This is a genomic window from Shewanella sp. Isolate11 (genome assembly GCF_022398315.1).
GTDB lineage: Bacteria > Pseudomonadota > Gammaproteobacteria > Enterobacterales > Shewanellaceae > Shewanella.
The window spans coordinates 247029-262287 of the sequence record NZ_JAKEVF010000002.1 but is presented as its reverse complement, the minus strand read 5'-3'; the positions used below and the strand labels follow the sequence as shown (position 1 = coordinate 262287).

14 protein-coding genes are annotated in these 15259 nt (G+C 43.8%); 9 read left to right on the top strand and 5 right to left on the bottom strand.

Annotated elements, in window-relative coordinates:
- From rsxB to nth, 6 genes are read left to right on the top strand one after another with little or no spacing between them, the layout of a single operon-like run.
- A complete protein-coding gene (gene rsxB, locus L1D21_RS06380) occupies positions 1 to 564 on the top strand; it encodes an electron transport complex subunit RsxB (protein ID WP_239844417.1) in 564 nt (187 codons plus the stop codon).
- A complete protein-coding gene (gene rsxC / locus L1D21_RS06375) occupies positions 564 to 2876 on the top strand; it encodes an electron transport complex subunit RsxC (protein WP_239844416.1) in 2313 nt (770 codons plus the stop codon). The genes rsxB and rsxC overlap by 1 nt, the downstream gene beginning before the upstream one ends.
- On the top strand, positions 2876 to 3928 hold the full coding sequence (gene rsxD / locus L1D21_RS06370; RefSeq protein ID WP_239844415.1) for an electron transport complex subunit RsxD: 1053 nt from the start codon (positions 2876 to 2878) through the stop codon (positions 3926 to 3928). Before rsxC ends, rsxD begins: the two co-directional genes overlap by 1 nt.
- 20 nt (positions 3929 to 3948) lie before the next feature.
- A complete protein-coding gene (rsxG, locus tag L1D21_RS06365) occupies positions 3949 to 4587 on the top strand; it encodes an electron transport complex subunit RsxG (RefSeq protein ID WP_239844414.1) in 639 nt (212 codons plus the stop codon).
- Positions 4580 to 5278 carry an electron transport complex subunit E gene (locus L1D21_RS06360; RefSeq protein ID WP_239844413.1) on the top strand — a complete coding sequence of 233 codons (699 nt, stop codon included), beginning with the start codon at positions 4580 to 4582 and terminating at the stop codon, positions 5276 to 5278. The genes rsxG and L1D21_RS06360 overlap by 8 nt, the downstream gene beginning before the upstream one ends.
- 3 nt (positions 5279 to 5281) lie before the next feature.
- On the top strand, positions 5282 to 5914 hold the full coding sequence (gene nth, locus L1D21_RS06355) for an endonuclease III (RefSeq protein WP_239844412.1): 633 nt from the start codon (positions 5282 to 5284) through the stop codon (positions 5912 to 5914).
- Between the two features lie 207 nt (positions 5915 to 6121).
- Here the strand turns inward: nth and L1D21_RS06350 are convergent, their stop codons facing one another.
- Positions 6122 to 7084, bottom strand: a complete 963-nt coding sequence (locus L1D21_RS06350; RefSeq protein ID WP_345773508.1) for a LysR family transcriptional regulator — start codon at positions 7082 to 7084, stop codon at positions 6122 to 6124.
- Positions 7085 to 7168: 84 nt separating this feature from the next.
- On the opposite strand from L1D21_RS06350, the gene L1D21_RS06345 reads away from it, so the two are divergent.
- From L1D21_RS06345 to gloA, 3 genes are all read left to right on the top strand, one after another.
- On the top strand, positions 7169 to 7549 hold the full coding sequence (locus L1D21_RS06345; RefSeq protein ID WP_239844411.1) for an antibiotic biosynthesis monooxygenase family protein: 381 nt from the start codon (positions 7169 to 7171) through the stop codon (positions 7547 to 7549).
- A 31-nt stretch (positions 7550 to 7580) separates the two neighbouring features.
- Positions 7581 to 8522, top strand: a complete 942-nt coding sequence (locus L1D21_RS06340; protein ID WP_239844410.1) for an NADP-dependent oxidoreductase — start codon at positions 7581 to 7583, stop codon at positions 8520 to 8522.
- Between the two features lie 520 nt (positions 8523 to 9042).
- Positions 9043 to 9453: a lactoylglutathione lyase gene (gene gloA, locus L1D21_RS06335; RefSeq protein ID WP_239844409.1), complete on the top strand. Its 411-nt coding sequence runs from the start codon at positions 9043 to 9045 to the stop codon at positions 9451 to 9453.
- A 253-nt stretch (positions 9454 to 9706) separates the two neighbouring features.
- On the opposite strand, the gene L1D21_RS06330 is transcribed toward gloA, so the two are convergent.
- The 4 genes from L1D21_RS06330 to ruvC all read right to left on the bottom strand — a co-directional run bounded on the left by L1D21_RS06330 (position 9707) and on the right by ruvC (position 15242).
- A complete protein-coding gene (locus L1D21_RS06330) occupies positions 9707 to 12256 on the bottom strand; it encodes a TonB-dependent receptor (protein WP_239844408.1) in 2550 nt (849 codons plus the stop codon).
- Between the two features lie 817 nt (positions 12257 to 13073).
- Positions 13074 to 14087 (bottom strand): Holliday junction branch migration DNA helicase RuvB, encoded by a 1014-nt coding sequence (gene ruvB, locus L1D21_RS06325; protein ID WP_239844407.1) that lies wholly within the window; start codon positions 14085 to 14087, stop codon positions 13074 to 13076.
- 19 nt (positions 14088 to 14106) lie between these two features.
- Positions 14107 to 14724: a Holliday junction branch migration protein RuvA gene (gene ruvA / locus L1D21_RS06320; RefSeq protein WP_239844406.1), complete on the bottom strand. Its 618-nt coding sequence runs from the start codon at positions 14722 to 14724 to the stop codon at positions 14107 to 14109.
- On the bottom strand, positions 14721 to 15242 hold the full coding sequence (gene ruvC / locus L1D21_RS06315; RefSeq protein WP_239844405.1) for a crossover junction endodeoxyribonuclease RuvC: 522 nt from the start codon (positions 15240 to 15242) through the stop codon (positions 14721 to 14723). The genes ruvA and ruvC overlap by 4 nt, the downstream gene beginning before the upstream one ends.
- Between the last annotated feature and the right edge of the window lie 17 nt (positions 15243 to 15259).

The following is a 15259-nucleotide window of genomic DNA, read 5'->3' as shown; positions in this document are numbered from 1 at the left end:
ATGTTCGACATTGTTATTGCAGTGCTACTGCTGGGCTTATTAGCGCTTGTTTTTGGTGCGCTACTTGGTTTTGCTGCCCAAAAATTTAAAGTGGAAGGCGATCCCGTTGCCGACCAAGCAGAAGCCTTGTTACCTCAAACCCAATGTGGTCAGTGTGGATATCCCGGTTGCCGCCCTTACGCCGAAGCAATCGCTAGCGGTGATAAGATTAACAAATGCCCTCCTGGCGGCACCGCTACCATGGAGAAGCTCGCCGAGTTAATGGGCGTCGAACCTGAACCATTAACGGCGACGGAAGATACTCAGATTAAGAAAGTGGCATATATTCGTGAAGCTGAATGTATTGGTTGCACTAAGTGTATTCAAGCCTGTCCTGTAGATGCCATTTTAGGCACAGGGAAACAGATGCATACTGTCATTACCGATTACTGCACCGGCTGTGACCTTTGTGTCGAACCTTGCCCTGTTGATTGCATTGATATGTTACCCGTAGAACAAACAGTACAAACATGGAATTGGAAACTCAACGCCATTCCAGTGATGAACGTAAGTGAGGAGTCATAGTGTTAACTTTATTGGAGCAGATTGATAAAGGAACACTTTGGCCTATCTCTGGGGGGATTCATCCACCTGAGTTTAAAACCCAATCGAGCCAAACCAGTATCAGCAGACTGCCCTTGGCAGATCAGTATATTGTTCCGATCCCGCAAGTAGGTGAAAGTTGCACCTTAGCGGTACAAGTGGGCGATAGCGTGGCTCTGGGTCAACCATTAACCACAGGAGACGGTTTCCGCCACCTTCCGGTACACTCTCCCGTTTCTGGCACAATTGACGCCATAGCGCTGCAACCGAGTAATCACGCATCGGGTTTACCTGTCTTAAGCTGTATCATCAAAAATGATCATCAACAGCGAGTAGTTGACACAATTCATCCAGCCTTAAATCGTGATGAAGTTAATGTGATGTCTGCCGATGAGATCATTTCTCGTGTACAACAAGCGGGGATCGCCGGTCTTGGTGGCGCCGCATTTCCGACACATATCAAGCTAAAACCCGTCAGTGATATTGAGCTGCTGATCATCAACGGCGTTGAGTGTGAACCCTATATCACTTCTGACGACCGTCTGATGCAGGAATACAGCGATGAGATCATGCGCGGCATCGAAATTATCCATCGCTTGCTCAATCCAAAGCGGATCATTATCGCCATTGAGGATAACAAGCCCCAAGCCATCGAACAGATGAGCCATGCATTAAACCGCAGTACCCTACCGTCTCGTTCAGCGCGGGTTACCAGTATTCCGACACTTTACCCCTCTGGTGGTGAGAAGCAATTAATCCAAATTTTAACCGGGCAAGAAGTCCCTTCCGGTTCGATTCCCGCGCACTTAGGCATCTTGGTGCAGAATGTGGGGACGGCATATAGCATAGAGCAAGCCGTGTACTGCAACGCACCACTCATAGAGCGAGTCGTGACTTTAACCGGTAGCAACATCAATAAGCCTGGAAATTATTGGGTGCCGATCGGAACCCCAATCGAGCATCTGCTTGAGCAAGTTCAATACCAAGGTAATACCGCTGAGCCTGTTATTATCGGCGGCCCAATGATGGGTTACATGCTGCCAGATACACGTGCGCCACTACTCAAAGGCAGTAACTGTGTATTAACCCCGACGCAAGCAGAAGTTACGACTCCTGCTGAAAAGCCTTGTATCCGCTGCGGCGAATGTGCCGTTGCCTGCCCTGCTCAACTGTTGCCACAGCAACTCTTTTGGCATGCTAAGGCTGAAGAATATGATAAAGCCGCTAACTACAACTTACGCGATTGTATCGAATGTGGTTGCTGCAGTTATGTTTGTCCTAGCGATATTCCCCTCGTCGAATATTATCGAGTAGCCAAATCTGCATTAAGAGTTGAAGCTGAAGAAAAGAAACAAGCCGAACTTGCTAAACAACGATTCGACTCTCGCACCTTGCGCCTCGAAGAGGAAAAGCGAGCCCGAGAAGAGAAAGCCAAACAAGCAGCGGCCAGAAGACAAACCACAATGTCAGGTAATGACAAAGATGTCGTTGCGGCGGCCATGGCACGTATAAAAGCCAAGAAAGCGCAGCAAACTGATGACTTAGCAGCAAGCGAAGTTAAAACGAATCAAATAGAAACTGCCAAAGCACAAAAATCCGATAGTAATCAAAGCGCAACGGTTTCTCAATCGGATAAAGTAGCGGCAGCCATTGCCAGAGCCAAAGCTAAGAAAGCCGCTCAACAGGCTGCGCAAGCTGAAGATACAGTTGATACTGAGCCAAGTGCAGATAAAGTTTCCGACAAAAACAGTGTGAGCCGCACAGATAAAACATCCATTGATGCTCCAATGTCGCAAGCCGAAAAAGTCGCCGCGGCCGTTGCCAGAGCAAAAGCCAAAAAAGCAGCACTAAAGGCACAAGCAGACAATCAAGATAGCAGCGCTACTGATACTCCTGAAGCTCTAACAGAAAGCAAAGCTTTAACTGGGCACAAAGCAGTAACAGAAAGCAAAGCGACAACTGAACATAAAACAAATAGCTTAGATCCTGTTGAAGCAAAAAAAGCCAAGATTGCCGCGGCCGTAGCAAAAGCCAAAGCGAAGAAACTGGCGGCAAACGCAAATGTGGCGGCTGCAACTAGCGAAGATGCAGAACCATTAGAAGCCTCGAAGCAACAGGCTGAAGCCGATGCTCAAGTTGAAGCTCAATCTGAACAGGCTAACGAAGTCACCAACAACAATTTATCTGAAGCAACTTTATCTGCGGCTGAACTCAAAAAAGCCAAAATTGCCGCAGCAGTGGCAAAAGCTAAAGCAAAAAAACAAGCCAAAGCCGATGAGCAGAAGGATCACTAATGGCATTTAAATTAGCCTCTTCACCTCACTTAAACAGCAGCGCGCAAACCAACCGCGTGATGCTAAAAGTGATCTTATGCACCCTGCCGGGCGTCATCGCACAGTGTTATTTCTTCGGTGCTGGCGCACTCATTCAAGTTTTGATGGGCATAAGCCTCGCCATATTAACCGAAGCATGTGTCTTAAAACTGCGCCAACGCCCGATTAAAGCCACTTTAAGTGATAATAGTGCAGCGCTGACCGGTTTATTAATCGGTGTGGCAGTGCCAGCATTGGCACCTTGGTGGATAGTGGTTATCGGTACCTTGTTTGCCATTTTAGTGGTCAAGCAGCTTTATGGCGGTTTAGGAAACAATATTTTCAATCCGGCGATGGCGGCTTACGTGATGCTGCTGATCTCCTTCCCTGTGCAAATGACTACTTGGGTTGCCCCAGCTGGCGGCGCCCTCAACGAACTAGGACTAGTTGCCAGCCTTAGCGTCATATTCCAAGGTGCCAGCCCCGAAGCTATTTTAGCTTACCGCGCCGGATTCGATGGTGTGACGATGGCAACTCCTCTTGATGCGATTAAGACTAGCTTAGCCACAGGACTAACTATCGATGAAGCATTAACCAAAAACAGTTTCTCTGACGGTTTTGGTATTGGCTGGCTGTGGATTAATATTGCCTATCTCGCTGGTGGCCTTGTTATGCTCAAACTCAAGCTAATTCGCTGGCACATTAGCATTGCAGTGTTATTGAGCCTATTTGTCTGCGCTAGTTTAGGTTATATGTTAAGTCCCGATACCCATACTGGGCCTTTGCTACACCTGTTTTCTGGCGCGACCATGTTAGCCGCCTTCTTTATCGCTACCGATCCAGTAACTGCGGCAACCAGCGTTAAAGGCAGGTTGATTTTTGGCGCTCTTATCGGGATTCTTGTCTATGTTATCCGTACTTTCGGTGGTTATCCTGATGCCTTTGCCTTTGCAATTTTATTAGCCAACCTGTGTGCGCCATTTATCGATTATTATGTCAAACCTCGCGCCTACGGCCATCGAACTAGCCGTTAATCATTTGGCAGGAGTGTAAATTGAAACGTTCAATTATCAAAAACGGCAGTTTATTAGCTTTATTTGCGCTGTGTTGTACGGCGTTAGTGGCCGTGGTAAATCATTTCACTGCCGAGCGAATTAAACAGCAGCAAGAACTTGAATTAATGCGTACCCTTCATCAAATCATTCCCGATGAACTTCATGACAACGCCTTAATCGAGCATTGTATTTTAATTCATAATCAAGCAGCGCTAGGTATCGATCAGCCATTACCTGCTTATGTCGCCACTCAAGGACAGCAGCCTGTCGCCATTGCTATCGAAACCGTGGCGCCTAATGGTTATAACGGCCAAATACGTTTAATCATCGCAATCGATGTACAAGGAACCGTGCTTGGGGTTCGAACCTTAGCTCACAATGAAACACCAGGGCTGGGTGACAAAATCGATTTACGTAAATCAGCTTGGGTCACTGGCTTTAACCAACAACAAATTGTCGATAACAGTGACTCTCGCTGGGCAGTTAAAAAAGATGGTGGTGACTTTGACCAATTTACCGGGGCGACAATCACCCCTCGAGCCTATGTGGGTGCCGTGAAGCGGACTTTGCTATTCTTTAAAGCTAACCAGACTGAACTACTTAGCCGTCCCGCCAATTGTGAGGTGTCCTATGAGTAATTACCGTGAGATCGCCTGGCAAGGATTATGGAAGAACAACCCAGGTCTAGTTCAACTGTTGGGCTTATGTCCCCTCCTAGCGGTAACCGCAACACTGACCAATGCACTAGGACTTGGTTTAGCCACAATGTTAGTGCTCGTTGGCTCAAATATTTTGGTATCTCTGGTGCGAAATTATGTCCCCAAAGAGATCCGGATTCCGGTGTTTGTAATGATCATTGCGGCGCTAGTAACCTGTGTGCAACTGCTTATTAATGCTTATGCCTATGGTTTATATCTTTCTCTCGGCATTTTCCTGCCGCTTATCGTAACCAACTGCGTGATCATCGGCCGCGCCGAAGCCTTCGCTTCACGCAATAATGTCGGCGCAGCCGCTTTCGACGGTTTGATGATGGGCAGTGGCTTTACCTTTGTGCTGATGGTATTAGGGGGCTGTCGTGAGCTACTGGGCCAAGGCACCCTGTTTGATGGCGCCGATCTACTGCTCGGTGACTGGGCTAAAGGACTGACGATACATTTCTGGCTGATGGACACCAATTTCTTACTGGCCATGCTGCCTCCCGGCGCTTTTATCGCCATGGGTTTTCTTATCGCTGCTAAAAATGTGATCGATAAAAAAATAGAGCAACGTAAACCGCAAACCCAAGTTCAACCTGCGGTTACCCGAGTCCGAGTCACCAAGGTTAATTAATCGATGAATACCGAAAAACGCCGCCAAATTCTTGAGATCTTACGAGCTAATAACCCTAAGCCGGAAACTGAGCTGAATTTTTCATCCCCTTTTGAACTCTTGGTCGCTGTGACTTTATCGGCACAAGCGACCGATGTCAGCGTTAACAAGGCCACAGACAAACTCTTTCCTGTGGCCAATACCGCTCAAGCTATCTTCGACCTCGGGGTTGATGGTTTAAAAGAGTACATAAAAACCATAGGCTTATATAACAATAAAGCCATCAACGTCATTAAAGCCTGTGAGATTTTAATTAACAAATACGACGGCGAAGTACCCGAAGATAGAGCAGCCTTAGAGGCGCTCCCTGGCGTAGGCAGAAAAACCGCTAATGTGGTACTCAATACTGCCTTTGGCTGGCCAACAATCGCGGTCGATACGCACATTTTCCGTGTTGCTAATCGAACTAAGTTTGCCATGGGTAAAAATGTCGACCAGGTCGAACAGAAAATGCTAAAAGTGGTTCCCGCTGAATTTAAGGTCGACGTGCATCACTGGTTTATTCTCCATGGCAGGTATACCTGCATCGCTCGGACACCACGCTGTGGCAGTTGTCTGATTGAAGAACTATGTGAGTTTAAGGATAAAACTGAGTAAATACTTTATTGCTTCTAAAAGTGAATTTACTGACGTAATAATTCAAATAATACCAATCGGTGTAAGAAAGCGATCAACTTAGTAGAAGTGCTAAACTCTCGCTGAGCAATCACGTCTATATATTGGTAAAAGCTCAGATAAATAAAATGCTTGTGAAAAAGTGTCGATAGAAGCCTACAACTGTTTAATACTTACCCTAGAGCACCTTCATACCACATACCAAGCAAGATGCCCGGCAGATTTTAGCTCTCTTAATTTATCTTGACACTTGTTTTGAAAATACTCTCTAAATAATCGAACCATAGGGGTAATCAGTTGGCGACTCGGGCAAACTAACCATAATTCAGTTGATATTTGACAGTAGTCTGCCAGCAACGTTTGAACCTTGCCATCGAGTATATCGTCTGCCATTTCAAGTGCCGACTTCCGTGCAATACCATGGCCGTCAACACACCACCTTTTGACCAACTCAGAATCGTTGGTTGTACGATCACTGGTCATTTTAACTTTAAAAGTATCTTTGCCATTAGAAAATGGCCAAGTATCATGAACAGTTCCATGTAATTGAAAACACAAGCCATTTAGTGATGTAAGATCATTGGGTGTAGCGGGTATACCCACCTTTTTAATATATGCAGGAGCAGCGCACAAAACAATCGGCACGTCACAAATTTTATAACCATACATTGATGAATCTTTTGGTACGCCATACCGAAGGGCAATATCAATTGGATCACGATAGAAATCGACATTCGAATCACTAATGTGCAGTTTTAGGTTAATTTTAGCGTGCGCTGCCATTAATTCATTAATCCAAGGTAGCAGTACATTTCGACCTAAATCAGACGGAGCAGATAAGCGCATCTCGCCCTCAACTAATTCCTGTTCCTCTTTGACACTTTGGCCAATATTAGCAAGTAAAACATAAGCTTGCTCTATTTGTGGAATAAATTTTTCGCCTGCAGCAGTCAAACGTAAATTTCGTGTTGAGCGCACAAACAACTCAATACCAAAGGATTTTTCAACACGCTTTAAAGCAGCACTGGCTGTAGCAATTTGCATATCCAAACTTTCCGCAGCAAGTTTAATACTTTTAAATTCGGCAACTTTCAGTGTGACCTGTAAATCATTAACCAACATAAATTCAAATTTAATTTGATAATATTTCAAATATTATCAACTTTATCTGAATTTGTTCAAGGTTTAATCTTACCTCATCAATTTTTGGACAACTTATAAACAGAGAGAAATATGATGACGAACAATAAAGTGATTACTTTTGAAGAAACTATCGAGTGGTTTAATTCAACAGCACATCAAGGTGCCATAGGTCTAACCGTGAAATTTCCTATACCAGAAGAAAACGTGCAAGCGTTTATTGATTTTTTTACCGATTACACCCCCTATGTATTGGAAGAAGAAGGCTGTCTACAATTTGGCTTTCATCGTGATTGGAAAGAACCCAATGTATTTTGGTTGGTTGAAAACTGGGCCTCAACAAAAATTTTACTGGCGCATTTAAGCGCAGATTCTCGTAAAGGGACTAAGTATGAAGGTGACGCGCCATTAAAAATTATGGCGGAGTTGGGTGCTAAACCGGAGCCGGCTGCATTGTATTTAGTCAATAATGTATAACACAATATTAATGAATTAAACGGAGTCTAAAATGAGATCAATTGTATTAGAAAAATCCGGCGGCGGTGAAAACTTTAAACTGGTTGACATCGATAAACCTTTGTTGACAGAGAATGAAGTATTAATCGAAACCAAAGCAATTAGTATTAACCCTGTAGATGCCAAAATTAAGTATTCGGAAGAAGGTTTATCCGGTTTAGTCAGCCCAGAGCGCCCTATTACCTTGGGTTGGGATGTCGCCGGAAAAGTTGTGGCGGTTGGCAATAAGGTCAGCAAATATGTAATTGGTGATCTTGTGTTTGGTATGGTGAACTTTCCCGGTCATGGTAAAGCTTATGCGGAATATGTTGCAGCAGATGAATCTCAGCTTGCAAGCATTCCCCCAGGTATTTCATTTACCGATGCCGCAGTAACCACACTTGCAGCTCTAACTGCATTACAAGCGCTAAAAAATAACGTTAAAGCTGGCGATAAAGTGCTTATTCATGCTGGCTCTGGTGGTGTTGGTCATTTTGCGATCCAAATCGCGAAAAAAATGGGAGCCTATGTATTTGCAACCAGCTCAGCAAAAAATCGTGAATTTGTTTTATCACTTGGCGCTGATCAACATATTGATTATCGCACCCAGGCTTTCGAGGAAATATTGACTGATATTAACTTTGTGTTTGATACACAAGGAGAACAAATTGCGACTAAATCACTTCAGGTAATGAGTGCTGGCGGGAAACTAGTATCAATTGCAATGATAGAAATACCTAAAATATTGCAACAACAAGCGAAAAAATTAACCCTCACAGTGCAGGCTATGTTAGTGAATTCAAACGGTGATGACATGGCATGGTTGGCTAGTTTGTTAGCCGAAGGCAGCCTGAAACCTCATGTTTCAACTGTATTCAAATTTACGGAAATGGTTGAGGCCCATGCCGCGATTGAATCAGGCAGAACCGTTGGGAAGATCGCTTTAACCATGTAGAGTTAGTTATAATACAACCTCTTTTGATCTTTAGTAAAACTACTTTAGCGGACAAAATCGTTTCTACAAAACCCAGTAGTATGATTAACAGTAGATCAAGTAAACACGGTTCTCATTTAGGTCGAATATTATTGATTCAATTAAAAATTTTAGTCAGAAATTGATATTTGATTTTGGAGCACAGCTAGTAAAAAAGCCGCTAATAGCGGCTTTTAACTTAAAACATACTCACAAAGAAAATTGATAAGCATAAGGCGATAGTGACCGCTAAACCTAAGGCCATTTTTAACTCAGTTTGCATTTTCCTACTCCTTTAAGTAATTACAGCCATTATCCAGTCCTGACAAAATTACACCAAGGGTTTAACAAAATAGTGTGATATCGATCGGCTATATGACAATTGATAACTCGTGCCGGCAAGACAGCATTTGAATCACCTTAATCATAACCTAAACTGCCCTATTTCAACTCATTATGAGTATAATAAGACATCTTATCCCCTCCTGACTTAGAGGTTTTCATGGCACAACTGTTACACACCATGCTTCGAGTAGGCAATCTAGAGCGCAGCATTCAATTTTACACAGAGATCTTGGGAATGAAATTACTGAGAACCTCTGAAAACCCAGAATATCGCTATTCATTAGCTTTCGTTGGCTTTGATGAAGAAGCTTCTGGGGCTGCGGTCATTGAGTTAACCTATAACTGGGACACAGACAGCTATGATCTTGGTACAGGCTTTGGTCACATCGCCATTGGTGAAGCCGATATCTACGGGCGCTGCGCAGCTATCGAAGCGGCTGGCGGTAAAGTCACTCGCCAACCCGGCCCTGTCGCAGGTGGCTCAACAGAGATCGCCTTTGTTGAAGATCCTGATGGTTATAAAATTGAATTTATTCAGCTTAAATCAGCCCAACATGGCTTAGGTTAATAATTATACCAATCGCAGTAATTATCTGATCATTCTTGCTAGTTAAAATCGCCGATAACCGTGTTGTAAATTTTGCAATTAGAATAACTAGTTACTGAATTTACGCCTTGTTCTCGGCAATTTTTCCTGCGCCTTTTCTGTTACAAACGGGCTGATCACTAATTTACTTTGAATGCTATTAAAGGTTAATTGTATTTTTACTTGAATAAAAAAAGCGCCATAAGGCGCTTTTTTATTGTCTATCTCAATGAGATTAGAACTTCATCGATACACCCGCATAGTACTGACGACCAATAGTGTCGAACACTTCAGGTACGGTACCACCATCACTACCGTTAGAAACCGCCGATGGTAATTCATCGGTAAAGTTCTTCACGCCTGCGCTTAGGGTTACCATCTCGTTCAGATGGTAAGTACCACTCACGTTGTGATATAGCACTGAATCAGAAGTCGCAACCGCAGCAAATGGATTACCGTTAGCATCATAATCTGTGTACTCGTCGTCCATTTCACCAATGTAACGGTTGAAGTACATCACAGACCAATCACCTAAAGCCGCCTGAACACTGAAGTTGTTTCTTACAGTCGCATAAGCACCGAAGTTACCATCTACAGTACCAGTGTAGTCTTCGCCATCTTGCTCAAAGTTAAGTAGATATGTCGTGTCGTTGTTGACCTTCCATTCTAGACCTAACGCTTCAAAGTTATACGACAGGTTAAAGTCGATACCAGAAGTATCTTGACTGCCCACGTTAGTTAGCGGGTTAGTGAAGTTTTCTAAGTTACCCGCTTGCGTAATATTGAAGGTGTCACAAGCGTCGACATCACCAGCAAAACAGCTATTTAAGCCTGATTGAGCATCAAGACGAGTAATGGCATCTTCTACCTTAAAGCGCCAGTAATCTAATGTCAGAGACATGCCATCAATATAGCTTGGAGAGTAAACAAGACCAGCAGTGTATGACTCAGACTTCTCAGGTTGTAGATCTGGATCAGAGGTATAGTTCACTAAAATCTGTGGATCTTGTTCGTTACCCCATGGATCATCAAGGTAATCGTAAGAACCTGTGTTACCACCATATAGTTCAGAAACATTTGGTGCACGGAAGCCGGTTGCAGCAACGGTACGAAGCATTAAGTCATCGGTTGCAACGTAAGTCAGACCAATCTTCCAAGTCGATGCATTACCAAAGGTAGAGTAATCATCGAAACGTAGCGCAAATTCACCGGTTAATTTGTCAGTGAAAGGCACGCTCACTTCTTGGAAAACAGAAATCACGCTGTAGCTACCATCAGTTGGGTCTTGCTGTGCGGCCGTACTGTCACCAGCAATAACCACAGGGTCTGGATCATAGTAACCACTTTCATGACGATATTCTGCACCAATCGCGAAACCTACAGCACCGGCTGACAGCTCAAACAACTCACCATTTAACCCAGCAGAAAGTACGTGTTGTTCGTTACCACCTTCAGTTTGCTCAAGATAGCTAATATCGTTAACGATACTTTGCGACAATGGATCACCACTGAACCATTCGGCTTGATTGTCATAAATAGACTGACTCATATTAGTTGCGTTAATTGAGTTAGCAACCGAAGTCTCAGCCTTGTTGTTACCATAGGTGTAAGACACATCCCAGTTCATACCAGTATTGATGTCTAAGCTACCTTCAAGACCAGCTGATACACGGTAGGTGTCAGTGTCTTGAGAATAGATACGAGGACCAGCATCAGTTGTACGACGACGATAGTTAACACGACCCGTACTATCTGCGGCAATGCCGCCAGCAACCATAGCTTGATCAAGTGTGATACAAGAAGCCGTAGCTGAAATATTAGGATCACCACAGACATTTAACATCACATCTGCAGGCTGAGCAGCCATTTGCTGACTTGACTTACGCTTGGTATAAAGCACATCACCAGTGAAAACAACATCATCCCCCAATTCTTGGGTAGTATTAGCAAACAAGCTGTAACGCTCGCTTGGAGTCTGATACCAGCTGTCTTGGGTGTAATCATAACCAGTGCTGCGTGCAACCCAGTTACCACTGCTGTCCATGACCTGACCGCCAAGACTACCCGTTGGGATAAACGAGCTGTATCCAGGTTCAGTCCAATCACGATCTGACTGAATAACACCTTTACGCTTTGAATATGCCGCACCTATGGTGTAGTTACCCGAATCAGTGTTTACGCCATAGAGCGCACTAATCTCGCCGTTCTCGCCGTCATCTTTATCGGTAATACCGCCAGTAACGTCGATTTGTACACCTTCGAAATCTTTCTTAGTAATGATGTTAACAACACCCGCGATAGCATCTGAACCATAAACTGCTGATGCACCATCTTTAAGGATTTCAACACGAGCAATCATAGCCACAGGAATGGTGTTCAAATCCACAGCGCTATCGGCACCCGAACCCGAGTTCACCATACGGCGCCCATTGAGTAATACCAATGTTCTACTGGCACCCATACCACGAAGATCGACTTGGGCAACACCATCTGAGCCATTGTTAGTGCTTGAACCAACAGCGGCACCCGCCATTGAGGTTTGTGCCTGAAGAATTTCATCGACAGACTTATAACCTTCATTGCGAATCGCGCTCGCATCGATAGTGGTGACTGGCGAAGCAGTTTCCATATCTTGGCGTTTAATGCGTGAGCCTGTGACAGCGATACGCTCAATTTTCGCACCATCATCTGCAGCAAGAGCTAAATGACTGACAACACCGCTGGTGGCAACCGACGCAATTAAACCTAATTTAATTGCAGTTGCCAATTTAGTTGTTTTACTCATTAAAACGAAACTCCCTAGTATATTTACTATTCGTTCTTCAATTATTCATTATTTAATTATTATTGGATGCTAAGAAATAACATCGGTCCTGATACTGTGCTTCAACATTCATTACGTCAACCGCAAAACTAATTAACAAATCAACCTCAAAAGTTAATAAAAAGTTTAAATAAAGTATTACTAATGAGAAATTGATTAATTCATAAACTTTTAATTGTTAACGAATAGGCTAATTAACTAGTTAACTAGCTATAGGCTAGTTTTTTCAACTACAAAAAACGCAACACAAATGTAACTCACAAAAAGCATTTTTTTGTGATAAAGATCGCTTAATCGGCTAAATTCCGAGCTGTAACAAACTTTGAGATGGCATATTGATAACTGTTTTGAGGGAATTCGACTTATTAATTTGGTGGTTAAATAATCAATTTATAGCTTTGTTGAGGTAAACACAAAATCAACAAAAACAACTTAAACCAAAAATAAAAACAATAAACAAATACAATTAACGTTGATGCAACATGATTTCTGTTCGCAGTTACATAATTATGCTCATCAGATAAACATCAATTCAAACCAATTTAAAACCTATAATCGATTAAATAATTAACAGTAATATTTGTAAGGTATTTATTGTCGAGTAAAAGCAATTTCCACAACACCAAAAAATATAAAATTTTTATATTATGTCGATTGCTAATCTTTATGCCTTTAATAACTTTCAGCATAAAATATAAAAGATGAGGTAAAAAAAACGCTATAGAAACAGAGCTCCTATAGCGTTTATAAAAATGATAGATTAATCGTGTTTTTGCCGTTACTCGGGCTTAATCACATTGAAGTGCTGGTACGCCCTTTGAGTTGCAATTCGGCCACGAGGGGTACGTTGAATAAAGCCTTGCTGGATCAAAAAAGGTTCGAGCACATCTTCAATGGTCTCACGCTCTTCACCAATTGCTGCCGCCAAGTTATCCAGCCCCACTGGGCCGCCCATAAACTTATCGATAATAGCGAGCAGTAACTTGCGGTCCATATAATCGAAACCTTCAACATCCACGTCGAGCAAATCAAGCGCACTCTCTGCAATGGCTTTGGTGATCTCGCCATCATATTTCACTTCGGCGTAATCACGGACACGGCGCAGCAAACGATTTGCTATCCGAGGCGTACCGCGTGAACGGCGCGCAACTTCAGTGGCACCACAATCATCTATGGGTAAGCCCAATACATTGGCAGAACGACTGACAATCGTGCTTAAATCTGCAACATTATAGAATTCTAGTCTCAGTGGAATACCAAAACGTGCACGGAGCGGCGAAGTTAAGGCTCCTGCGCGGGTCGTCGCACCAATTAATGTAAATGGAGGTAACTCCAATTTAATCGAGCGAGCAGCTGGTCCCTCACCTATCATGATGTCCAGTTGATAATCTTCCATTGCTGGATAAAGAATTTCTTCAACCACAGGACTAAGACGGTGGATCTCATCGATAAATAGCACATCACCTTCTTCAAGGTTAGTGAGTAGCGCTGCCAAATCACCGGCCTTTTCCAACACAGGACCCGATGTGGATTTGATATTAACCCCCATCTCATTGGCAACAATCATTGCTAAAGTGGTTTTTCCTAAACCAGGAGGGCCGTAAATCAGCATATGATCCAGTGCTTCAGAACGCTTTTTCGCCGCTTCTATAAACACTTTTAGCTGTGCTCGAGTATCATCTTGCCCGGTATACTCACTGAGTAACTTAGGCCGCATCGCTCTGTCTATCTGCTCATCACGCTCTTCAATTCCTTGAGGCTGAGCGTGAATTAATCGATCCGCTTCTATCATCTATTTCTCACTCTTAGCGCTATAACATCGATTTCAGCGATGCTTTGATCAAGGTTTCCGAGTCCATGCCTTCTTTGATAGCACTCGAAACAGCCTTGCTGGCTTGTGCAGGTTTATATCCTAGCGCTAATAAGGCGGCAATGGCATCCTCTTCGGCACTATTTTCTTGTGCCGCTGGCGTATAATTTGATTGCAGCACGAACTCGCGTTCAGAGCCTTGAGAGGTTTCCATCAGGCTCTTAAGTTTGTCGCGCATCTCAACCAATAAGCGCTCTGCGGTTTTCTTGCCAACTCCGGGTAATTTAACCAAGGTTGCAATATCATCATGCTCGACGCATTTCACAAACTCAGCGGCCGTCATACCAGAGAGAATGGTCAACGCCAACTTAGGACCAACCCCATTGGCTTTAATCAACAGTCTAAACAGTGCACGCTCTTGTTTAGTGACAAAGCCATAGAGTAATTGTGCATCTTCACGCACCACAAAGTGGGTATACACTAAAGCTTCTTGGTTCAGTTCTGGCAGTTCATAAAAACTAGTAAGTGGCATCTGTAATTCGTAACCGACACCACTGACTTCAAGTAGGATTTCTGGAGCTTGTTTCTCAACGAGTAAACCGCGTAAACGACCAATCATCTATATCTTCCATAAGTACGAGCACTGGCTTTACCACCAAGGGCGATCAGGCTTTGATAAGTGTGATAATGACAGAGTGCCACTCCCAATGCATCGGCGGCATCGGCCTGTGGTGCGGCAGCTAACTTCAACATCTGTTGCACCATGTGTTGCACTTGGGATTTTTGCGCCCGGCCGGTACCCACAACGGCACTCTTAATTTGAGTTGCTGAGTATTCCGCAACAGGTAATGAAGCGTTAGTTGCCGCTACAATAGCTGCGCCACGGGCTTGACCTAACTTCAATGCAGAATCGGCATTCTTGGCCATAAATACCCGCTCGATAGCAAATTCATCGGGCTGATATTGACGAATGATCTCGCTGACACCATCGAAGATAATCTTTAACCTAGATGCAAGATCGTCACCTTGGGTACGAATACAACCGCTGCCTAAGTAGATCTGCTGCCGACCCTGGCATTTAATCACGCCATAACCGGTGATCCGTGACCCCGGATCGACCCCTAGTATGATCGGCATAAAATCCCTATCAAATT